Source organism: Clostridium sp., assembly GCF_026168755.1.
Lineage (GTDB): Bacteria > Bacillota > Clostridia > Clostridiales > Clostridiaceae > Clostridium.
On record NZ_JAPFDR010000004.1, the window covers coordinates 105,688 to 128,935 of the forward strand.

The window sequence follows — 23,248 nt, forward strand, 5'->3', positions numbered from 1 at the left end:
ATTAATTATCTGCTAATTTTCTTTTTTATTGTTCTTCAAGTATTTTTACATCCCAATCATGTAATGATATAATATCGTCTTTTTTATAACACTTACCGGTTAATATATCTTTTACATTATCATAAGGACATTTTAATATATTATTTTCTTCACTATAATGAAGTACATAATGCAACTTATTTCCCTTGGAATTTTCTCCACTTCTTATAATTACAGGCCATGAAAATTTTGGTATATCCTTTAATAAATCAGCAGTTTTAAATGCATTTATATATATTTCTTTAATAATTTCTTTATTGGTATAACATCCAATATAATATGCATATCCTTGTCCATATTTATTTTTAGTTATAGCTGAATATTTGCTCCAATACTTATGCTCATAGTTATATAAACTTTCTGCCCCTTCTAAGTTTAGCAACTCAGCCCAGTACTCTACCTTATTTCCATCAATTGTTGCTTTTCCTGGTTCAGTAAATTGATTATAAGTAATTCCAAAACATTCATTTAATATGTGTGGCTGTTTATCATGGTAAACACTTAAGTGTTCATCTGATACAAAAGATTTAAATGAACTTAGTAGTACTCCTCCATTTTCTACAAATGATTTTAATTTATATATAAATTCTTCATCTATACTATAAAGTGCTGGAGTTATTATTACTTTATACTTTTCAATATCTAAATCTTTAGCAAATACAACATCGCATTCTATATTAATTTCGTATAAAGAGTCATACATCCACCTAACTACATCGTTATAACTTAAATCTTTATCTATTGGGAACCACTTAAAAGCTGTTAATGATTCATTATCAATAATAAATGCTACTTTATTTTTCTTTTTTAAACTTATTAAATCTTTACTAAGTTCTTTTAACTCTTTTCCTAATACACATGCCTCTTCATAAGTGGGATTACTTTGTAAGTCATGACTTAATAATCCCTTCCAATACGTTTCATATCCATTATGAATTGAATGCCAATTCCAATACATTATTCCATTAGCACCATTTGCTAAATGACTATAAGCATGTAATCTAAGTTGACCTGGATATGGAGTCCAATATTTAAATGCTTGTGCTTGGCACTCAAGTACAAAATAATTATCATTCTTTAAGCTTCTTATTTCATCTCCACAAAATGCTATTTCTGCACCTGTTAAATTATCCTGTGTTGGATGATATATATCTGTACCTGCAATAGTAACTGACCTCGATGCTTCATTATGATTTATATCTGGCTGTACACCATAAGAATATCCATCTTGTGCAATATCAGCTCCAAACTTCTTCCATTGAAAATCAAAGTTATGTGTTATAAATTGATCTTCTCTTTTATACTCTTTTATAATTTCTGCTTGCCACATTAAATATTGAGCTGCTAACCTTCTTTGAAATTTTTCAAATTCACTAGCAAGCCCTCCATTTATACATCCTCTCATATCAGGTAAGTCATCCCATCTTTCAATAGAATTACTCCAATATGATAATCCAAATACTTTATTGAATTTTTCTGTTGTTTTAAATTTTTCTATTAAGTAATCTTTAAATAACTTTTGTACATATTCATTTGCTATACCATAATGCTTAGTTTCATTATCTATTTGAAATCCTATAATACATCTTCTATGTGCGGTATGCTGTATTAACTTTCTAATTATACGTTCTGAATAAGATCTAAATGTCTTGTTTACAATATTCATTAACTGTCTATGACCATACTTAGCTTGTCCTTCTTTAGTGGTAACCATAATATCACTATCTTCATTAACAAGCCATGAAGGAATTGCATAAGTAGGTGTTCCTATAATTGCTTTCATATCCTCTTTTTCTAGTATATCTAAAACTCTATCTATATATGTAAAATCGTATTTTCCACTACTAGGCTCTAAAGTACTCCATGTAGATTCTGCAATTCGTACTATATTCATTCCTGCATCTTTCATCATTTTTATATCTTCTTTTAATCTATCATAAGGCATATATTCCAAATAATATGCACTTCCAAATAAAATATCTGAACCCATAATAATTACCCCATTCTTTTATTTTTTTATAAAAGATGCCAGAAAATTTATCTAGCATCTTTTAATAATATCCTTTATTAAATACTATCTTTATACTTACCAGCTTCTAAATCAGCTACTACTTTGTCATACTTTTTATCTAAGTCATAGAAGAAAATACATATTACTCCAATAAACATTGTTATTGCAGGTACCCATGCAAATGATACCCCTATGGCACTTATTGCAGCTGATGATTGTTCTGCTAATGTTGCATTAAATTTACCAACTGAAAGAATCCATCCTAATGCTGCAGTACCAATACCAGATCCAACTTTCATACAGAAAGAAGATGCTGCATTACCCATTCCTGAACTACCATATCCATTTTGCCATTGTCCATAAGTAATAGCATCTTGTAACATTCCAAACATTACAGCTGCTGAACATCCAAATCCAACACCTTTTATAATAGACGCAGTAATTTGAACTGTTAAGCTAACACCTGCAACTCCAGTTAAAAAGAATGCTGCTGTTGAAACTATTGTCCCAATTAACATCGTATTTCTTTTTCCTATTTTTTTCATAACAAATGGTGTAATAAACATAGTAACAATCTGAGCAATAGATAAAGCGTTTGATAATGGTGCATAATAACTAATATCCCCCATTACGTATTGTGCATAATATGCAGCAGAACCAAAGAAACAAGACATCATAAAGTACATAACAAACATTACTATAACTATTAATAACCAATATTTATTTGTTATAAGTCCTTTTATTGATTTTATAAAAGAAACTTTTTCTTTTTGATTTTCATTTTCTGCATGATTTTCTACAACACGCTCTTTACAAGTGGCAAACATAAATAAGTTTAATATAACAGTTGCAATTCCTATTATTATAAAAGTTTTAGTCCAACCAGCACGATTGTATTGATTTCCATCACCTAAAGCAACGACCATTTTTAATACAAATGTATTTACTGTCATTGTTCCAGCAGTTGCTAATAACATACGAAAGTTTCCTAATAAACCACGTTCATATTGATTAGTTGTCATAAGACCATTCATAGTAGCATATGGTACATTAATACCAGTAAAAAATACCGTTGATACTAAGTTATAAGTTAGGAACATGTAGATAAACATATACTTTCCACTTAAACTTTCTGGTACTGAAAACATAAGCACTGATGATATTGCAAAAGGAACACATAACCTTAATATCCATGGTCTTGCTTTACCATATTTAGACTTAGTATTATCAACAATTCTACCCATTATAAGATCTGAAATACCATCAAATATTTTTGATATAGCAATTATTGATGCTGCTATTGCTGCATCTGCATTGATAACGTTTGTATAATAAAGTAATAAAAATGCACTAATTGAAGAATATATTAAATTTCCTGAATAATCACCAACTCCATATCCAAATCGTTCTTTAAAAGAAAGTTTTGCATTAGGATTCATCTTATCATCAATATTACTCTTTAAGTTTACTTCCATAATATAACCTCTCACTTTCATCTCTTAATTGTTTTTAGAATTACTAATTATCTTTCAATAGGAAACCATCCTTGAGCTACACATTTTCCTAAATCCCAACTATCCCAGCCAATCCATCCTGGTTCATTAACTGTATCTAATAATAATTTATAATTCCAGTAAAAATATCCATTTCCCTTTTTCCATGCATTAAGTTGAGCCTCTGCTATTGATGAATATAATTTCTTTTTTTCCTCTGCTGATAATATTTCTTCCCTTGCCTCTATTCCATTTAAAGGAGATTGTCCACCTTTTGTATCTACTCCAGTTCCATAAGAATTAAATAAGCTCCATTCTCCACAAATAACTGGAAAATACTCTTTCATTTCTTCAATATCCTTCTCATAGTTTTCTTTAATGTAACTTACATATCCTTCAATACTTTTTTCACAGCCAAAAGCTTCTGCTACCATTAAATATTGATGAGTATCTAAAACTACATTTTTAAATTCCTCTTCTCTCATAAAATCTTTCCATGCTTTTAATTCAAATGCATCATGGAAAACAACAGCTTTATCTTCTGGCATATGTTTACGCATTATTCTATATGCATCAATATAGAATTCACGTAAAAATTCTAAAGAAATAGGCTTACTTCCTTCTGCTAATTCTGGTTCTACAGGCTTATATCTATTTTGTACATTAAATGTATCCCACATTTTTTCTGTAACAGGTTCATTTAATATTTGAATTCCCCAAAGCCCCTTTCTTTTACCATATCTTTGCGCTAATCTTTCTAATACACTTAAAGCAAATTTAATACTTTCTGGCTGTTGTGCCCATTTACAAACTCCTGAAATTCCACCATTATCAAATCCATTTTGGCTTCCTGGCACAGTATGAAGATCAATTAAAATACTTAAATCATACTTTTCGGCCCAACTAAATGCCTTATCTAACTCTTCTACACATCCTATAAAAGGTTCGCAATCACCAAAAATGAAATATGGTACAGGTATACGTACTGAATTTAATCCCATAGACTTTATCGTTGCAAAATCTCTTTCCGTTATATATTCACTACGATGAATTTTAATACGAGACTCATAAACATCTCTTGGCAATCTTCTTGGAAGATAGTATTCATCTTCTGCATCTGTTCCAAAGAATAATGTTGGACTCATCCATTTTTCTAGTACTAACCAATTTCCTAAATTTACACCCTTTACATACATAACTATTACCTCATCTTTCATTACTTAAAATATGACTATTTTATATTTTCAGGAATCTACAAATATATATACTTTTGCTTAATATTTCTTATAGCCGTTGTAAATTCTTTATCTACACCCATTGTATACAATTACATCCATTTAATTAAGTATCTTTATTATCTAATTTATATGTCAATATTATCTTTTTTTAAATTGATTTATAAATAAATTTATTTTATAATTCTGTAAAGGGAGTGAGAATTTTGAATAAAGAGAATTTTATGCATGAAATAATACAACCAACTGAAAATTTAGATGCAGTTTTAAAACTGTTCAATGATCCTGGAAGTTATACAGCTAGTCATTGGCATAATTCAATAGAAATCTTATATATAACATCTGGTAGTTTGCAGGTTGATATTGGAAAATACTCTTATAATTTAGAGGAAGATGATTGTATATTAATTAATTCAGGAAGAGTTCATTCAACTCATTGTATTAATGGAAATACATCTATTTTGCTACAAATACCACCTGAATTATTAAAACGTTATATACCAAATTATAAAAACTATTATTTTGATTTAAATATTAATTCAAGTAATAATGAAGCAAAAAGGAATTTAAATATAATAAAAAATATTTTAAAAAGTATGAGAGATTTAGAAAATAATCCTTGTGATGTTTCTCATTTACGCTTTGCAAGTCTTTTGTTTGAATTTCTTTATCAGTTATATACAAACTTCAGTATTTCAATAACTAATAATAAATTACAACATTCTCATTTATCTTTTTCTAATCTAGAACCTGTATTAGAGTTTACTAAAGAAAATTATTATAGACATATTTCTATTAAGGAAATTTCAGAGATAGCTCATCTTCAACCAGAGTATTTTTGTAGAAAATTTAAACAATACATGGGACAAACCTATTTAGATTATTTAAATGAATTAAGACTTTCTCATATTTATATGGACTTACTTAATAGTAATGAATTAATATCTAATATTATGGAAAGACATGGTTTTAGTAACTATAAATTATTTTATAAAATCTTTAAGAAAAAATTTAATTGTACTCCTAAAGAAGTACGTAAAATTAATAAATCTGTCTAAATTTAAACTATACTTTTTTATTCTATATTTTTTATAATAAAACTACAAATCAAATAAGTCGCTACAAATTCTAACTTTGTAGCGACTTATTAACTAATATCTTTTTCTTCTTCTACGTCCTCTAAATATAGGTTTATACCTCTCACTTCTAGATTCATGTAACATTTCCTTACAAAATCTGCATCTATCACTTGGATAATCCCAAGATAACTTCTTACCACAAATACTACAAACTCTTTCATGATCAAGTAAATTAGTTAAAAGAAGTTCATTTATTTTATTAGCTGTCTCTTCCTTCTCATCTGCTATATATCTATTATTTATCATCATATTAAAATTCTTTGCAAAAGAATAATTTAATTCTAATGACTTATAATAACTTTCAAGCTCATCAAGCTCCTTCTTTGAACTTATACTTTTCTTAAGAACAGGCTTCTTTAAATTTACTGCACCAGCACTATACATCTTGCAATACTCTTCCCAAAGCGCTTCTACAGCTTTATTATTTTCCTCAAAAGGAATTGTAGCCATTTTTAAAAGCTCTTCTTTAGATACATTTATATTAAGCTTCTTTAACCTATTTAAAAGATAAATTATTCTTGTAACATCTGTTTTTTCATAATAACCTTTAACAGACATTACACTCCATGTTTTTAATGCATCTATAATATCTATATTTATATCAAGTAGTGAATCTGGTACTCCTATAAAACACTTTTCTATTTTCTTTGTCTTAGCAGTTAAGGCATTTTTTATTAAATTGCTATCATTCATAGCTATAACATATCCTTTATTATAAATACCCTTACGTCCAGCTCTTCCTGCTATTTGCTTTATTTCAGAAACATTTAATTTTCTTAAAGATACTCCATCATATTTTCTTGTTTCTAAAAATACAATACGTTTTATAGGAAGATTCACTCCCATTCCAATAGCATCTGTACACACTATTACTTCTGTTTCACCATCTAAAAACCTTTCAAACTGCTTCTTTCTTGTTGAATATGGAAGTGAGCCATAAATTATACTTGTTTTTATATTATTGTTAAGAAGTTGTGCAGAGACTGCAAGGGCCTTCCTTTTACCAAAAACAACTAAAGCATCTCCTGGCTTAACATCCTTATTTAAATCAAACTTTTCATCTTCAAATATAAGCTCTGTATCTCTTTTATGTTCAACAATTTCATATGTATCATTACAATCTTTTATTAACTTAACTATTACACCCTTTGCTTCCGGAGCCATGCATATATGAATTTCTGGTGACATTACCCCTATTATAGCTCTTGTCCATGCCCATCCTCTTTGTTTATCAGCTATCATTTGAGCTTCGTCTATAACACATACATCATAAGGAGTTCCAAGCTGCAATTTCTCAATAGTTGATGAAACATGACCTGCATATGTAATAATATCCTCCTCTTCTCCTGTTAATAATGAGCAAGGTATATTTTGAGAATTAAGTTTATCTTGAATTTCAAGTGCTAATAATCTTAACGGAGCTAAGTAAACACCAGAGTCTGCTTCCATAAGTCTTTCAATACTTGAATATGTCTTTCCTGTGTTAGTTTCACCAACATGAAGATAGAAATGTCTTTTCATATCTCTTGTTTCTTTATATTCATATATTGGATTATCTAAAATTATCTCTTGAATTTCATCTTTTGCCTTATTTTTAATATATATGTTTTCTGATGTCCAAACTAAACCTTTTATGCATATCCATGAAATACATTCTTTAAAATCTAACATTTCATCAATAGATGGTGCTTTTTCATTTTCTTTTAAATATTCCTTATAAAGAATATTTTCAACTACAGCAATTCTTTTTATTATTTTATTTATTTTATCTTCCTTAGATATTAGATTCCTTCTAAAGCCTGGTAAATTAACACTTTTATAATATCCAAAGACCATAGTTCTAGCATCTTCTAAGAATAAATTCATATGTTCCTGTGTCTTATAAATATTCACATTAATAAGGTTATCCAATCTTTTATCAATTGAATTAACAACCTTAACTTTAAGTCTATTTACTCCCTTTGTAGATGCACTTGCTTCTTCACAGCTTTTAACCATAACTTGTATTAATTTTTCTTCATCATTGCTTTTATCTGCTTCTACAACTTCTGTATAGCAATCATTGACTATTCCTAATGCTGCACAACCTTTGTCATAAATATCTAATAAAAGCTTTTCTTCTAAGGATGCTACTTTTGTGGCTACTGAGCTACCCCATCTACTTTTAAAACCATTACCTACTTCAACCTTTATTTTTTCTTCTAAACTTCTTTTTTTATCTTGACTTAACTCATCTAAGTTTAAGTCACAATACACCTTTCCATCTCTAGTTCTCTTATACCATCTAACGCTGTTCCATAGGAATTCTTCATTATATCTACTTTTGAATCTTTTATATAACTCGCCTTTTTTCTGCCCCATTATTTTTTCTACTTTTTCATATAAAACAGTGGCAATATCCTTTGGCTCATACTTAAATACAGGCTTATCATTACTATTATTTTCAATCTCCTCTAAATCTTCAATATATGAACCTTCCCATGATAATTCATATATAAAATCCTTCACATAAGTATAATCATAAATATTAAATGGTCCATTATCATTTAAATCTACCTTAGAATTTACATCATATTTATTGTAATTTGAATCATCTATTTGAACCTTATTAACTTCTTTTATATATTTAACAATTTCTTTAATTGTTTCATTAATAAATTCATTATCTATATATTTAGCTATTTCATTTTTTGTTTCTTTTCTTAAGGTACACTTAATTGAACCCATCCCATCACTTCTTTCTAAAAATATTTAATTTAAAGTAGTTTTTATATTTCAACTCATTTCTTGTCTCATTATAACATACTTATCATTTGTTTATATTATTAATAATACTAGATAAAACTGGATTTACATATTATAATTATAATAATAAACTAACTATAGGATGTGATTTTTTATGATGATGATGTGTCCTGCTTCTAATTTACATAGAATTATAGTACATTATATATTTAATGAATTGTTAGATCAAACTGACTCCGCAAATAATGTTGGTTCTGAAGCAACTAGAATTGATGTTAATTATATTCTTAAAAATCCTAATAAAAAATATAAATATTTAGAACCGGATGTTTTTGCTGGTGGGGATTTATTATGGAAAGGCGAAATATTAGTTTCTGCTCCTGAATTAGTTATTGAAGTTTTAAGCTTTACTACAGCTAAATATGATAGAACTGAAAAAATGGATTTGTATAAATCTATAGGAGTAAAAGAATATATCCTAGTTTCTCAAGATGGCAGTATAGAGCTATATAGCCTAGAAAATCCTAATTATAGAGATTATATTAAAATTGATAATATTTTTAAAAGCAATTATTTAAATATAACATTAGATTTTGATAAAATATTCACTTTAGTTAAAAATAAATTTAATTAAAAAATTTGCAGTATAAGGGGAGAGTAGGGAGAGTAGATAGATTATTGGGATAATAATCTATCTACTCTCCCTCTTTTTTCAATAAAAAGTTCCTTTACAACACACTCCTAAAGCCTGGAATATCATCAACCTCTTCTAAATCATTATTAATAATAACAATCTCATTTCCATCAGTAACAATTCCATATTTAACAGTATCATAATTACTCATATATTCTTTAAGATGAATTACCTCTCTTTCAGCACCTTCCCCTAATCTATTAGTTTTAATAAATATAAATGGTACCTTATCCTTATTCTCATACCCATAGACAACAACATCTATCTTTTCAGCCTTAGTTTCAATATTAACCTTAACTTCAACATCTATTAATTCTTTTGGATAACCATATCTATTTATAAGTTCATTAATAATCCACTGTCTTGTAATTTCTTCATTTCTATAAATATCATCAATTTTATAAGCAAATAAATACTCATCAATATTAATCCTATGTAACTTTCTAAAATTACTTTTTGAATTAATCCTTAAATATTTACAACTTATATCTTTAATAAACTTAGAAGGATTTCCATCACTAGTTAAAAATAATTGTTCTGTAGCTCTAGTCATTCCTACATACAATAGTCTTCTATCCATAGATTCCATAAAATCCATATCTTCAAACTCATTTTCAAAAGATTTTAATGGCATATATTTATCATTAAGTCCTACTATCATAACAACCTTAAATTCTAAACCTTTAACCAAATGCATAGTAAGTAATTTAACACAATCATCACTAAAATCTACCTCATCATCATTTTCAATTTCTTTATAAGGAATGTTACTTTTCTCTAAGTAATTTTTTATTTCTTTTAATTGATTTTTAAACCTACTTATAATTGCAATATCTTTATAATTATATTTTTCTTTCAACTCATTCTTTATTATTCCAGTAATATATTCAGCTTCTAATATCTTATTTTTAAACCCTCTATATACAGGATGAACTCCATGCTTATCAATTAATGATGGCTTTACAAAGTTATCTTCCTCAATAATATTTTTATCATCTGCAATTAAACTATATGCTGCATATGCTATTTGAATTGTTGTTCTATAACTCTTTGATAATGATGTAGACTTACCTGTCATATCCAAGCCTATACTTGTAAAACTTCTTCCTTTTACTAACCATGCCTCTGGATAAATACTTTGTGCTGTATCTGAAACAAAGAGCATACTAGAATAACTTCTATTCATGTATAACCTTTTAATAAACTCTAATTGTACTCTTGTTAAATCTTGTGTTTCATCAACTATAATATGAGTGTATTTCTCTTCTACATGACTTTTACCCTGCTTTAATGCTATTAATGAAATATCCTGTACATCTACTAACTTATCTTTTTTTAGATTTTCATTATACTGAAGCATAACTTCAAAAATAGCCTGTCTTATCTGAGAATTTTTTCTTAATTTATGTGGTGATTCTATATTGTTATTTGATATCCTTCCTATTCTATCAACATTTTGATACTCTTCAATATCTGTATAATTACATGATTTCATCCATCTAATTTCTTCTTTAATAAATGTTAAATTCTTTTGATCTAATACATTTATTTTTTTATAATTTTCTCTTATTTTCATAATTGCATCTAACAGAGCCTTAGTAACTTGCTTATCATTAGCAATTTTTAATTTTTCATTTTTTGTATTCAAAATAAAATATTTAAACATTATATTATCAATAGTCTCTATATATAGCTTGTCCTTATCTCCACTTTCATATATTCCTAATGATAATTGTTCCTCTTCTTTATTTCTTTCTATTTCTTCATATATATATTTAACATAATTAATTAGTGATTTGTTATATGTAATAACAAGTACTTTATCATCTTTTGCATAGCAGTAATCTTTTAATAAGAATGGTATTTTATGTACTGCTACTGTTGTTTTTCCTGATCCTGCTACTCCTTTAACTAGTACATGCCCCTTTGGCTTATTTTCAATTATTCTTCTTTGTTCATCATTCAACCTCATTATTTTTTCTCATTTCCCCTTTTATTTTCTTTATAGTGTAATTATACCATATTTTGTATATTGTTTTCATTTTAATATTTCTAAAATAAATAACAAATTATCAGCTTTACTGATATTAAATCTAAAAATATTCGTTATGACTATAAATAAAGTTAAATTAAATAAGCTATAGAAATATTTACTTTATCATAAACATTTCTATAGCCTTATTAAAATATGAAATTTATCTTTTCTTTTTCTTATAAACAAACATACCTGTTACCACAGATGTAGCTCCTAATACTGCTACTAATCCACTTCCTACAAGAGTACCAGTTTGAGGTAACTTAGAACTTGATGGTTTCTTTGAAGAATTTGATGTATTATCTCCATTATTTGTTCCTGAACTTTCTGTAGAATCTGATACTGAATCATTATTACTATTATCTTCATTGCTGTCACCAGCTACTGTATCATCAGAAACTTTTTCATTTAATATTTCTACTACTTCATCAGCATTACCATATGCAATGCCTCCTGTTAATATAGATACTGATGACAATCTTTTATCTTCAATTTTTTCATCACCTACATATACTTCTACTACATTGCTATTGGCAATTACTTTTAAAATTTTATCTTCTTTTTCAATTAAGAAATATGAATTTTCTGTATCATCAGTATTAACTGTAAATGTTGCACCTTCAGCTTCTACTTTATCTTTTATATCTTGATATAATATTTCACTTGCAGAATCTAAATTTAATCCTAAATTACTTGCTATATATTGAGGTAACTCTGTATTATCAACTGTACCTCTTAGCTTTTCAACTCCTGTAGGAGCATAAACACCTAAATAAACATCTCCACCTGTATGTCCGCCAGTAGTATATCCAAGCTTCGCACGAATTTTCATTACTTCATTTATTTGCCCATTCTTTGCATATTCAAGCTCTTCATCAGTAATATCTGTATAACCATAGTATTCTTTTATCAAGGCTTTAACTTCTTCATCAGACTTTCCTTCTGCTAAAGAAGTAAACTTTTCTGCACTTAATTTGAAATCTTTCATTTGCATTATTGACTCTTCAAAAGTTAAATCATCATATCCACTTGTTGTACTTTCATTACCTATACTAAATCCACTATTAGCATGATCTGTTGTGACTATAACCATTGTATCTTGCTTTTCTTTTGCATAGTCTAATGCAACTTGAACAGCCTCGTCAAAGGCCAAAATATCTCCAATTGCTCCTGCTGGATCATTTGCATGAGCTGCCCAGTCGATTTTACTTCCTTCTATCATTAAAAAGAATCCCTCTTCATCTTTTTCTAAGACTTCAATAGCTTTTTCAGTCATTTCTGCTAAACTAGGCTCTTCCTGATTTTCTTCTGCCACTCTATCAAAATCATATGCTAAGTCTTTTTCTGCAAATAATCCCCAAAGTTTATCTGAATTGCTTTCATTCATTTCTGACCTAGTTGTAACATAATCATAACCTAATTCCTTTATATCTTCCGTTAAATCTTTACCATCATTTCTTTTTCCACCACCAGTAGATTCAAAGAATAAACTTCCTCCACCTAATACAACTTCTATACCTTTATATAACTGTTGTTTCATAATAGAATTGTAATCTTGCCTATTTTCAACATGAGCTGAGAAAGCTGCTGGTGTTGCATGAGTTATTTCAGAGGTAGCAATTATACCTGTAGATAATCCATTTAATTCTGCAGCCTCTAATATTGTAGCTTGTGGTGTTCCTTCAGTATTTAACCCTACAACACCTGGATTAGTTTTATATCCTGAGGATAATGCTGTTCCTGCTGGAGCTGAATCTGTAATTGGTCCATTTGCCCATGATGTTTTAACAAATCCACTTCTAATGCTATCCATATATAATTTATCATTACCTAAAGTTCCATCTTGAATATCGTTATAATATTTTGCTGCAGTAAGTATTCCATCGCTCATTCCATCTGCAATTAAATAAATAACATTTTTAACCTTTTTTTCATTAGCCTTAGTAGTAAGAGGATTAATTGATCCAAATACAAGTGTACATCCTAATATTAATACTCCTGCTTTTGAAATTAATGTATTTCTAGTTTTCTTTGAAATCATTAGTTTTCCCCTCCTACTTCTTCAATATCTTCTTTTATTTTATCTTGATTATATACTGCAGTTTTCTCTTGAATCTCATTTACTTCTGAATTAATATCAGTGATTGCTTGTTCTTCTATTATATTTACTATGTTTTCTTCTACTTTTTCCTCAACATCTTTAGAATTAGTATTTTCTTTTAAATCTGAAACTATATCTATTAATTCTTTTGGTATAAAGTATTTGCCATTTATATATGGAACTACAGTTTTTAATTCCTTTTCTTCCCCATTAACTCTATAGTTATTAGTATATAAATCCACTTCAATAACATTCCCTAATCTTTCTATAGTAAGCTTTGGTGAATACTTAATAGTTTCATCTACAGAAGTTTTAATTCCTTCTATTTTATTTAATATAACTTCACCATCTTGATAAATTTCCTCTGTATAAGAACTTAATAATTCTTCTCCAAATAAAACTCTTTGCATATATTTATTTACTTCTGTATTATCGACAACACCTTCTAAAAGTTCTACATCAGATGGTGCATATACTCCAAGATAAATTTGCTCTCCTGTGTGCCCACCAGTTGTATATCCAATTCCAACTCTTCTCGCTATTACTTCTCTTATTCCTCCTTGTCTTCCTTCCCCTTGTTCACCTTTTACTATAGCTAATTCTTCATCATTTAAATCTATTCCATAGTATTTTTTAGCTAATGCTTTTATTTCATCATTACTTTTACCTGATGCTATTTCATTAAACCTCTCTTCAGTAATTGTTGCATTTTTTAATAAGTCGGTAGTATTTGCATATGTTGCTTTATCATATGATTCAATATTTTCATTATAGTAACTACTTCCAATAGTTATACCACTATTACCATGGTCTGTTGTTACTACTACAACTGTATTTCCATCAGCTTTTGCAAATTCAACTGCTGCTTTAACAGCTTCATCAAATGCTAATATATCTGATACTATTCCTACAGTGTTATTGGCATGAGCAGCCCAGTCGACCTTACTACCTTCTACCATTAAAAAGAACCCATCTTCATCTTTGTTTAAAATTTCAATAGCCTTATCAGTCATTTCTGCTAAGGAAGGTTGAAGATTATCATTATCACTTTGTCTATCAAAATCATATTTTAAATCTGCATCTGCAAAACTTCCCCATAATTTATCACCATCATAACTTGTTAATTCGTCTTTTGTAGTGATAAAATCAAAGCCTTCTTCTTTAATATTATTTACTTGATCTTCATAGTAAGAAGTAAATTCTTCACTTGAAACTTCTGATGAAAATCCACTTGGCTTATTAAATCCACCACCTAAAACAACTTCCATATCTTGATTTATTTGTTGTTGCAATATTTGATTATAATACTTTCTATTGTTTGTATGTGCTGTAAAATCACCTGGTGTTGCATGAGTTATTTCACTAGTTGCTATTATGCCTGTAGCCCTTCCAACACTTTCTGCCCCCTCCAAAATACTAGCCATTGGAGTATCATTAACTGATGTTCCAATATATTTATTATTAGTCTTTTCACCAGCTGCATATACAGTTCCTCCTGGTGCAGAGTCAGTTATTGGCCCATTTGCCCAACTTGTAATTACACTTCCTACAGATATCTCATCCATAGCTAAACTATCACCTTTTGTATGCCTTGCTAATGTGATAGCCTCCGTACTCATCCCATCAGCTATAAGCATAATTACATTTTTAGCTTTACCTCTCTCATTTGCATAAGCTACATCACTTTTTGATACATGTATATTAGTAGTAACCCCTGCTACTACTAAAAAAGCAGCTATTATACTCCTTATTCTTTTACTCATTAATTCATCCTCCCTGTGTATCTTTTACATATATTACATAATTTACTGTAAGTGATCTTCTTTAAATTGATATTAAGAGCTTGCTAACTTTTGTTAAGCCTTAGTTAACAATATATGAATGCTCCCCGAAGGAACACCTATTTTTTTACACTAATTATTACATTGTTAACTTTTCTTTGATTAACTATCTTTTAATATTATTTTCTACAATATCTATAAAGCTATGCCTAAGCCTTATATTAAAAATGATATAAAGGAAACACCTGAAGGGTATATTATTCATGCTAAATTACCATAATTAAAAAAATAAAGTAGTTGTAAAAATCAACTTTACAACTACTTTATTTTATGATTAAATTCTACATCCATTTTATGGGTGTTCCCCGGAGGTGCATACATTTTTTTACAACCAATTTACATTCTATTCAACAAAAGTAACTACTTCCTCTAAACTCTTACGTGGTGGTGAATTTAGAGTGTCACCTTCTGCAACTCCAAGCGAAATCATTGCCATTAATTTATATTCATCCTTTTCAAAATTAATAAGTTCTTCAATCTCACCCTTAGAGTGAGTAGGTCCTGTCATATAGCAAGTTCCATACCCTAATTCTGTTGCTGCTAATAAGAAGTTTTCTATAGCTGCACCGATTCCTTGAGCTGCTGAATTTGGAAATCTTAACTCATTTAATACTTCTTCACTTGCATTATTATCTTTAAGAATAGTTTCTTCTATCATGTAATATTCTTTTGAATATACTACAACTAATACAGGTGCATTTTTAAAACATGTATAGTATGGCAATAAAGTCATCATTAACTTTCTTTGTTTTTCTACTTTAGCCATTTCTGCTAAATTAGTATGATTTTTTTCTACTATATCAGCAATTTTATTTATTAATTCCCCATTTTGAATTACAACAAAATGCCATGTTTGCTGATTCTTTGGAGATGGCGCATGTATTGCAGCATCAAGCATTTTTATAATATCTTCTCTTGGTACCTCACTATCTTTAAACTTTCTAACACTTTTTCTATTATAAATAAAATCTAAACTTTTCATCTGTTACTCACCTTTTAATCTTTCTTATATAATGCTATTTTTATTTTATTACTTTAACTACCCCTATAATTTTCTTTCTTTTCTAATGTTGTATTCACAAATTTACCTCATTTCTTTTTAAAGTTTCTAAATATAAAATATGCACTAATTCAATTATATACTAATTTAATGTATCTTTCTTGCTATTTGAGAGAAAACAATAATTAATAATACTTTTATTTCACATAATATATTTTTATAATTGGAGTTTACTATGGAAAATATTATTAACTACGCAGAAAAAGAGTTAGCTACCTTAAATGAAAAGGAATTTAACGCTATAGATTCTTTGATACTATCCCAAATTAGCAATATAATACTTAATAATTTGGTTGGATGTATAAACTCAAATAGAGAACCAGTAAAATTTAAAGATTTATTAAAAGCAGAGTTATTTCCTAGAATGTTTGATAAAGTTCCTTATGAAGAATCTACTAAACAACTACTTTTTTCTCTTGCTGCAAGTCCTAGATTTAGAGATATAGGAATTAATTATCATATTTCCAAAACTGATCCTATTTCTGAAAAACAGTTTTCTGCAACAACATTTATTTTAAATAATACATATGCTTATATAGCATTTCGTGGAACAGATTATAGTGTTGTAGGATGGAAAGAAGATTTTAATATGGCATTTACTGCACCTGTTCCTTCTCAAATAGAAGGTGTTGAGTATTTAAATACTATTGCGAAGTTGATTCCTCACAGCCTTTATGTTGGAGGTCATTCTAAAGGTGGAAATATTGCTGTTTATGCCTCTATGAATTGTAATTATAGAATTGCTCCTCGTATAAAAAAAATATTTAGCCATGATGGACCTGGCTTTAGAGAAGAAATAATAAAAAGTGATGCTTTTGCCAAAATAAAAGATAAGATCCATAAAACATTACCTCATTCCTCCTTTATAGGAATGCTTCTTGAAAATCACGAAGATTATCATGTAGTCAAAAGTAATAAGTTTGGTGGTATAAGACAACATAATCCCTTTTCCTGGGAAATAACTAATTCTGATTTTAATTATTTAGAAAAGCTTTCTCCAGGCTCTAGATATACTAATGCTACTTTACATAGATGGTTAAGTGAAGTATGTGATAAAAAACGCAAATTATTTATAGAAACTATATTTGATATCTTTGATTCCACTAATTCTGAAACTTTTATTGAAATAACTCAAAACTGGCAAAAAAATATTCCTATTATTTTAAATTCACTAAAAAACATGGATTCAGAAGTAAAATCTATGATTATTCAGTTAATTAAGGAACTTTCAATAATTTATATTAAAAATCTTACTCATACAGATAAAGAAAATATATCTTACTTTAATAAAAACTTTATATCAAATTTATCAAAAAAGAGAGCTAATAAAATATTATATTAACTCTCTTTTTCCTATTAATTTATTAGTCCTCTTCAAACATTGAGACTGTACATTCCTCAATAACTTTAGTTGACTCACACTCTATCAATGAAAAAGTTCCTTTAAAGTTTACTAATTGTTGTATATCATTTTTAAATGTCATTTTTTCATAAACCCTAGCATTAGCTTTAATATTACAACTAAAAGTTGGCTCTGTTATAATTTCATCTACAGATACATTCTTACCTTGAACTATAACATTTTTATCTAACTTATTTTCAATACATAAATTTAAATTTATTTCATCTTCTTCATTACGACTTATTCTAATAAAATAAACTTTCATCTTTTCTGTATTAACTATTATGTCTCCATCAACCTCACTATTAACATCCTCTTCAACAAATGTAATATTTTCTTCTTTTGATGAATCTTCAGTAATTATCTCTTCATTATTTGAAGTTTCCTCTATTATTTCTTCAACTTCTTCAATCACTGGTATAATTCCAGTAAAATTTTGAATAGCTTTATCATTACTTAAAATTTCTTTAACCGTAATTAATTCACTATTACATATTTTATAGCAAGAATTTAATCCATCTCTTACTTCTTCATTTTCTGAATATAAATCAAGAGAATTATTGAAAAGTACTACTAATGCATCTAAAGAGTATGAAAAATTACTATTTTCTTTTGCCACCCCTTTGACAGTATTATATTCATTATTGTAATATTCATTTAATGATTTTCCAAAGCCTACTAGTACTGATTCTAATTCTAATCTTACTTTATTAATAAGAACTATTTCTTTTCCTTCTTTACTATATTTATCTAATAAATTATCATCAATAGAATATCTTGATGCTAAATCAATTATTTCACCTAATAATTCTCCAGTTTCGCTAAAACACTCTTCTATTCTTTGTTGTTTTTTACCTTTATTTTTGTTAAAAATATCAAATAACCCCATATTAATAGTTCTCCTTTTCTTTATATAGCATTTAATTTATTATAACATGCACACTAACTAAAAGTGAATCATCACCTTTCCACAGTTACATCTTAGTATAAATTTATATTTTATAAATAAATATTGTAATTATAAAAGAATAAAAAGGCTGGTTGATTTAAATAATATTAGATTAATTAGAAATAAATGTAGATTATACTGGTACATTAAGAAATAGCTTTCTTGATATTGGTCTACCCCATAATTCACAAGTTACCATTTTTAAAGTGGCTCCTATTGGATATCCAATTGAATTATTGGAATTATATTTTACTTATTTCTTAAGAATAGTACTTTTAAAGTTTAAATTTAATTATTATTTTATATCTATTATAAGTTATTATTTTTAATTCTTTTTACTAAGTCTTTAACTTTTATCTCTATAATTCTTGCTATCTTAATAAACTCATTATCCTCTTTTCCAGTTGGTAACGATATATTAATAATAAGTTTTTATTGCTATATTTAACTTTACTTCTAACAATTACATTTGAAAATAAGCTTTATCTAACTTTATAATAATATTGTTTATTTTTATTTTAAGGGGGATTGTATATGACTACAAATGAAGATGATAAGAAAGAGCTGATATTAAAAATTGATTTTTCTTCTTTTGAAACTGTAGACAAGTTTATTGATTTCTTAAAGACTAATAATATAGATATTAAAGGAATTGGAAGGGATGAATATTTAATTAAGATTTAATTTTATATATAATTGAAATTTGGTAATTTTTATGATATATTAAATTTAAAGTGACTCCTTCACTTTTGTTAAAATTTCAAACTTAATACGTTTTGGTTTAGCCGTAAAAAGGAAATCACTTTCGTCTACAATTGGTGATTTCCTTTTTATATTTATTTTATTCTATAATGATTATTTTTCTTTTTATTGGTGATAATTTAAGATTGTTTCTTCTCATTAATCAATATAGAACATGCTTTTAATATTATAGATAATGCTTTACAAGCAAATATAATAAATACTATAAGCGAAATAGGTCTTATTACTAATGATATAAGATAAATATTCATAACAACAAAATCACCATTCGATGAACTTAAAGTGATCCCCTGAATTAATACTTCTAATAATAATGTTAATGCGTAAATTATTCCACTTATCATAATTCCTTTACTAATATTTACTTTTTTCATATATATCCCCCTTTTTATTATTTATGATAACCAAATTAATACAATTATAATTTAATAGTAACATATTTTCCAAATGTAGTGCTATTAATTGTAAAATTAATTATATAAATATAGATTGTAGTTCTTTGTAAATTTTTTAAAAGTTTTATTATAGTACTTTTAAAAGGTTATATACAACGCACTCTAATACAATATATTATTATTGTAGGAAATAAAGATGTATAAATGTTGTGACATAGATAATCCTTTTAAAATGAAAAAAGGTAAAACCATAGTTGACTTATATAGATAAGTTGAAGTTTTAAAGGAAAATAATATTTCTTTTACTTATGAGCAATACGAAGAAGCTAAAAAGAATTTATTTAATTTAAACAAAAAAGAGTAGGTTTCTCCTACTCTTTTTATTTTTTGGGCTCTACAAATAGAAAATACATACTTTGAATAATAAAAATCTGAGAAATAACTGCAACCATTAGCATATATAACTCAATATAGAAAAGAATATCGATATTACTTACTACACTTTGTAAAAACTTAAATGCTATTGAATATAATAATAATCCAAATAAAAGAAATAAACTAAAGAAATTTCTTAATACTTGTAATTTATAATATGTTATATTTTTTTTCAATCTATCTTTTCTTTCTGTAAATTCTTTCTTTGCATAATCTATATTGCTATTTGATGATGTTATTATTATACTTAATGTTGCTAAACTAAAGGCTCCTAATATTGATGTAATACTGATAACCATATTAGTAAAATCATCAGCAAACTTACTAAAATCATTTATAGAGGTATTACAAAGTACATATATTATTACTGTGAAAATAAATGGTGAAACCATTATTTCTAAAAATTCTTTGATTTTTAATGAGTGAAAAAAATTAGATAAAATAATGTATGTTTTTTTAAGCATTTTAACACCTCCTTATAATTTTAGTATATTATTCTTCTAAATTTATATCAATAAATATTTCATTAAAGTATTCATTGTCTTTATTTATTAGATCATAATATTTTTTAAATAAATCTTCTGAATCTACTAATCCATCTTCCCCAACTTTTACATCTATATATTCACTCATTTTCATTAACTCTGTGTTTAATGTTATTAGATTTCCATCTCTTTTACCACTAATTAATATTCTTTTTATTTTTTCACCATTAATAAATTTTCTTACATATCCTTCAACTTTACTTTTTGAGAATGATAAACCTTTAATTGGCTTATATATTAAATCTACATCTTCTCTACTTATGTTATCTTCAGAAAACACTATATCTTCATCAAATGTTAACTTTTCTTTTTTTACTGTAACTTTCATCAAAGAAACCTTATCTAAATTAGATAACTCAACAAAAATATCTTTTGATGGTATTGGATATATTTTTATATGAAATCCTAATAACTCATGTTTTTTATCCTTATCATTTTCATAGTTATTCCTTATCCATTTTCTAAAAGCAGAATTAATATTCTTCTCAATTAGTCCTAAAGTTACAGCCCCTAATACCTTCTCCCAAACAATTAAAGCCTTATTACTTTTGTCAAGAGTTTGTATTATATAATGTTGTTTTTCTAGATCACCTTGATTCTTGCTTTTTTCAAATTTCTTCTCAAGAGTATCTTTATCAACCACCTTAAGTTGTTTATCATACTTTATGTACTCTATTATTACATTTCTAGTCTTATCAATTTCTTCATTTTCATTATCAACTTCTTCAACTGATTTAACATAGTAACATATACTTTTACTTTTTATGTCTATCTTCTTATCATATTGATTTGATGTAGCTTCTTCTGCAGCAACTTCTGAATCTACACTTTCACCATTATCAGTAATTTCTTCTATAGTATTACTATATACTATATTTTCATAATAATCTTTAAAGAAAGTTTTTAAAATTATATCACTTTTTAATTCATCAAAAAAACCTTCCTTATTTACATGCTTGTCCTCTACAATAATTTTGTAAAGCTCTGTTTTTCTATTCATTTTTACCTCCATAATTCTTGCACTTCAAAAATAAACCAAGTATAATAGAGGTATATTAATGAAATACAATTTATTCTTTTGAAGCTACATGATCTGCAAATCATATATGTAGCTTCTTTTATTTTATAGCTTGTACTTATATTTATCAATATTTTCGACAAAATATGCCATAAATCAACAAAGCAAAATAAAGGCTAGTAAGTAAGATTTCTCCTACCTACTAGCCTTTTACTAACTACCAAATCTAATAATCACCTAGTTAATATAATTAAAAACAAAAAAATAAGCCCCTTTGGGCTAGTGTTACGGTACCAATATAACGGCTACCACACAGGCAGCTTATATACTTTTTTACTGATACATTAGTATTGGGTTTACCCTGTAACTATTATTAGTATACCACATATTTATCATTTGTCAATATTTTTTGTTGCCGCAACCTCTTTCATTGTTACAGTATCTTTACCAAACTTTCTTCTTGGAAATAATTCTACGGTATCTATTTTAGATTCTATTATATCATAGTACGACTTGTATCCATGCTCATAATAAGCAAAAATAGCATTTGCTATATAATCTGCTGCTTGAACTATATAAGCAGATTTGCTACTTGAATCCATATATTTAACACTTATATCTGAATTTAATCTTTGTGTATAATTAATATGTATTTTTATATACTCTTCAAAAGAATTTATAGATTGGACCTTTACAGTTTTATTATCTAGTATTAAGTTAACTTTATTATTTCTAAATATATTTTTAAAATTATCCAATAAAACACTAAGTAAGTAATTATACAAACAATTTTTATCTTTCATCAATTTTTTATCAATCCATATTTTATCTGCAACAATATAAGATATTTGAATATCCTTTTCAACTATCGCTTTATAAATAACCTCTTTTATCCAAGGTTTACATGAATTCGCTTTAAGTTCATACCCATTCCATTTAGTATTTTTATAAGTATTCTTTATATGTAATAAGACTTTTTTCATCTTATTCTCTAATTGTTTTGGATTTTCTGTTAATATACATGCTATTACAAAATATCTATCTTTAATTCCTAAATTTCCTGATTCATCAAAGTATAAATAATATTCCTTCATTTTATTCCTCCTAGCCCATAAATAGTATTATATCATCATTATTAATAACTAACAATAATTTATCCACATCATTATTAACAACTTGTCCACAGTATTATCCACAATCATTATAAAAATCGAGTAGGAGGTAGATAATTATTTTATCTACCGACCTCTCACACCACCGTGCGTACCGGTCTGGTACACGGCGGTTCTTTAAGTTTAATGAATTTTAATATATTGACGCGTTAGGCTTTTTAAGCCTAAGTCGGTAAA

17 protein-coding genes and 1 pseudogene are annotated in these 23,248 nt (G+C 27.1%); 4 read left to right on the forward strand and 14 right to left on the reverse strand.

The window, feature by feature from the left end; translation table 11 throughout:
- Positions 1-25 precede the first annotated feature (25 nt).
- The 3 genes from Q0Y03_RS03090 to Q0Y03_RS03100 form a co-directional block, all read right to left on the reverse strand.
- A complete protein-coding gene (locus Q0Y03_RS03090) occupies positions 26-2,029 on the reverse strand; it encodes a beta-galactosidase (RefSeq protein ID WP_297712373.1) in 2,004 nt (667 codons plus the stop codon).
- A 77-nt stretch (positions 2,030-2,106) separates the two neighbouring features.
- The gene (locus Q0Y03_RS03095) at positions 2,107-3,525 is read right to left on the reverse strand and encodes a glycoside-pentoside-hexuronide (GPH):cation symporter (protein ID WP_297712374.1); all 1,419 of its coding nucleotides are present in this window, start codon (positions 3,523-3,525) and stop codon (positions 2,107-2,109) included.
- A 47-nt stretch (positions 3,526-3,572) separates the two neighbouring features.
- Positions 3,573-4,739: a cellulase family glycosylhydrolase gene (locus Q0Y03_RS03100; protein WP_297712375.1), complete on the reverse strand. Its 1,167-nt coding sequence runs from the start codon at positions 4,737-4,739 to the stop codon at positions 3,573-3,575.
- 245 nt (positions 4,740-4,984) lie between these two features.
- Here Q0Y03_RS03100 and Q0Y03_RS03105 point away from each other — a divergent pair, with 245 nt between their 5' ends.
- Positions 4,985-5,836: a helix-turn-helix domain-containing protein gene (locus Q0Y03_RS03105; protein WP_297712376.1), complete on the forward strand. Its 852-nt coding sequence runs from the start codon at positions 4,985-4,987 to the stop codon at positions 5,834-5,836.
- Positions 5,837-5,929: 93 nt separating this feature from the next.
- On the opposite strand, the gene Q0Y03_RS03110 is transcribed toward Q0Y03_RS03105, so the two are convergent.
- A complete protein-coding gene (locus Q0Y03_RS03110; protein ID WP_297712377.1) occupies positions 5,930-8,644 on the reverse strand; it encodes a DEAD/DEAH box helicase in 2,715 nt (904 codons plus the stop codon).
- Between the two features lie 172 nt (positions 8,645-8,816).
- On the opposite strand from Q0Y03_RS03110, the gene Q0Y03_RS03115 reads away from it, so the two are divergent.
- Positions 8,817-9,296 carry a Uma2 family endonuclease gene (locus tag Q0Y03_RS03115; RefSeq protein ID WP_297712378.1) on the forward strand — a complete coding sequence of 160 codons (480 nt, stop codon included), beginning with the start codon at positions 8,817-8,819 and terminating at the stop codon, positions 9,294-9,296.
- A gap of 94 nt (positions 9,297-9,390) precedes the next feature.
- Here the strand turns inward: Q0Y03_RS03115 and Q0Y03_RS03120 are convergent, their stop codons facing one another.
- From Q0Y03_RS03120 to Q0Y03_RS03135, 4 genes are all read right to left on the reverse strand, one after another.
- Entirely contained in the window at positions 9,391-11,328 is a 1,938-nt protein-coding gene (locus Q0Y03_RS03120) for a 3'-5' exonuclease (RefSeq protein ID WP_297712379.1), read from the reverse strand.
- A gap of 223 nt (positions 11,329-11,551) precedes the next feature.
- Entirely contained in the window at positions 11,552-13,432 is a 1,881-nt protein-coding gene (locus Q0Y03_RS03125; protein ID WP_297712380.1) for an alkaline phosphatase, read from the reverse strand.
- Positions 13,432-15,255 carry an alkaline phosphatase gene (locus Q0Y03_RS03130; protein WP_297712381.1) on the reverse strand — a complete coding sequence of 608 codons (1,824 nt, stop codon included), beginning with the start codon at positions 15,253-15,255 and terminating at the stop codon, positions 13,432-13,434. The genes Q0Y03_RS03125 and Q0Y03_RS03130 overlap by 1 nt, the downstream gene beginning before the upstream one ends.
- A 421-nt stretch (positions 15,256-15,676) precedes the next feature.
- The gene (locus Q0Y03_RS03135) at positions 15,677-16,315 is read right to left on the reverse strand and encodes a nitroreductase family protein (protein WP_297712382.1); all 639 of its coding nucleotides are present in this window, start codon (positions 16,313-16,315) and stop codon (positions 15,677-15,679) included.
- 253 nt (positions 16,316-16,568) lie between these two features.
- On the opposite strand from Q0Y03_RS03135, the gene Q0Y03_RS03140 reads away from it, so the two are divergent.
- A complete protein-coding gene (locus Q0Y03_RS03140) occupies positions 16,569-17,735 on the forward strand; it encodes an Mbeg1-like protein (protein ID WP_297712383.1) in 1,167 nt (388 codons plus the stop codon).
- 22 nt (positions 17,736-17,757) lie between these two features.
- Here the strand turns inward: Q0Y03_RS03140 and Q0Y03_RS03145 are convergent, their stop codons facing one another.
- Positions 17,758-18,684, reverse strand: a complete 927-nt coding sequence (locus Q0Y03_RS03145) for a hypothetical protein (RefSeq protein ID WP_297712384.1) — start codon at positions 18,682-18,684, stop codon at positions 17,758-17,760.
- A gap of 369 nt (positions 18,685-19,053) precedes the next feature.
- Positions 19,054-19,152, reverse strand: a pseudogene (locus Q0Y03_RS03150) (arsenate reductase ArsC); the annotation flags it as partial.
- A 126-nt stretch (positions 19,153-19,278) separates the two neighbouring features.
- On the opposite strand from Q0Y03_RS03150, the gene Q0Y03_RS03155 reads away from it, so the two are divergent.
- Complete coding sequence (locus Q0Y03_RS03155; protein ID WP_297712385.1) at positions 19,279-19,428, forward strand: hypothetical protein; 150 nt, start codon at positions 19,279-19,281, stop codon at positions 19,426-19,428.
- 197 nt (positions 19,429-19,625) lie between these two features.
- On the opposite strand, the gene Q0Y03_RS03160 is transcribed toward Q0Y03_RS03155, so the two are convergent.
- The 4 genes from Q0Y03_RS03160 to Q0Y03_RS03175 form a co-directional block, all read right to left on the reverse strand.
- Positions 19,626-19,880: a hypothetical protein gene (locus Q0Y03_RS03160; protein ID WP_297712386.1), complete on the reverse strand. Its 255-nt coding sequence runs from the start codon at positions 19,878-19,880 to the stop codon at positions 19,626-19,628.
- 401 nt (positions 19,881-20,281) lie between these two features.
- The gene (locus Q0Y03_RS03165; protein WP_297712387.1) at positions 20,282-20,800 is read right to left on the reverse strand and encodes a hypothetical protein; all 519 of its coding nucleotides are present in this window, start codon (positions 20,798-20,800) and stop codon (positions 20,282-20,284) included.
- A gap of 28 nt (positions 20,801-20,828) precedes the next feature.
- The gene (locus Q0Y03_RS03170; RefSeq protein WP_297712388.1) at positions 20,829-21,881 is read right to left on the reverse strand and encodes a hypothetical protein; all 1,053 of its coding nucleotides are present in this window, start codon (positions 21,879-21,881) and stop codon (positions 20,829-20,831) included.
- A gap of 410 nt (positions 21,882-22,291) precedes the next feature.
- Positions 22,292-22,993, reverse strand: coding sequence for a DUF3800 domain-containing protein (locus tag Q0Y03_RS03175; protein WP_297712389.1), 702 nt, complete (start codon positions 22,991-22,993; stop codon positions 22,292-22,294).
- Positions 22,994-23,248 lie beyond the last annotated feature (255 nt).

Bases quoted from the DNA above. Each gene is read 5' to 3' on its own strand.
- Q0Y03_RS03120 (WP_297712379.1), bottom strand. From the start codon at position 11,328: ATGAGGTTGAATGATGAACAAAGAAGAATAATTGAAAATAAGCCAAAG.
- Q0Y03_RS03160 (WP_297712386.1), bottom strand. From the start codon at position 19,880: ATGAAAAAAGTAAATATTAGTAAAGGAATTATGATAAGTGGAATAATT.
- Q0Y03_RS03145 (WP_297712384.1), bottom strand. From the start codon at position 18,684: ATGGGGTTATTTGATATTTTTAACAAAAATAAAGGTAAAAAACAACAA.
- Q0Y03_RS03115 (WP_297712378.1), top strand. From the start codon at position 8,817: ATGATGATGATGTGTCCTGCTTCTAATTTACATAGAATTATAGTACAT.
- Q0Y03_RS03100 (WP_297712375.1), bottom strand. From the start codon at position 4,739: ATGTATGTAAAGGGTGTAAATTTAGGAAATTGGTTAGTACTAGAAAAA.
- Q0Y03_RS03095 (WP_297712374.1), bottom strand. From the start codon at position 3,525: ATGGAAGTAAACTTAAAGAGTAATATTGATGATAAGATGAATCCTAAT.
- Q0Y03_RS03125 (WP_297712380.1), bottom strand. From the start codon at position 13,432: ATGATTTCAAAGAAAACTAGAAATACATTAATTTCAAAAGCAGGAGTA.
- Q0Y03_RS03165 (WP_297712387.1), bottom strand. From the start codon at position 20,800: ATGCTTAAAAAAACATACATTATTTTATCTAATTTTTTTCACTCATTA.
- Q0Y03_RS03135 (WP_297712382.1), bottom strand. From the start codon at position 16,315: ATGAAAAGTTTAGATTTTATTTATAATAGAAAAAGTGTTAGAAAGTTT.
- Q0Y03_RS03090 (WP_297712373.1), bottom strand. From the start codon at position 2,029: ATGGGTTCAGATATTTTATTTGGAAGTGCATATTATTTGGAATATATG.
- Q0Y03_RS03170 (WP_297712388.1), bottom strand. From the start codon at position 21,881: ATGAATAGAAAAACAGAGCTTTACAAAATTATTGTAGAGGACAAGCAT.
- Q0Y03_RS03140 (WP_297712383.1), top strand. From the start codon at position 16,569: ATGGAAAATATTATTAACTACGCAGAAAAAGAGTTAGCTACCTTAAAT.
- Q0Y03_RS03130 (WP_297712381.1), bottom strand. From the start codon at position 15,255: ATGAGTAAAAGAATAAGGAGTATAATAGCTGCTTTTTTAGTAGTAGCA.
- Q0Y03_RS03155 (WP_297712385.1), top strand. From the start codon at position 19,279: ATGACTACAAATGAAGATGATAAGAAAGAGCTGATATTAAAAATTGAT.
- Q0Y03_RS03110 (WP_297712377.1), bottom strand. From the start codon at position 8,644: ATGGGTTCAATTAAGTGTACCTTAAGAAAAGAAACAAAAAATGAAATA.
- Q0Y03_RS03175 (WP_297712389.1), bottom strand. From the start codon at position 22,993: ATGAAGGAATATTATTTATACTTTGATGAATCAGGAAATTTAGGAATT.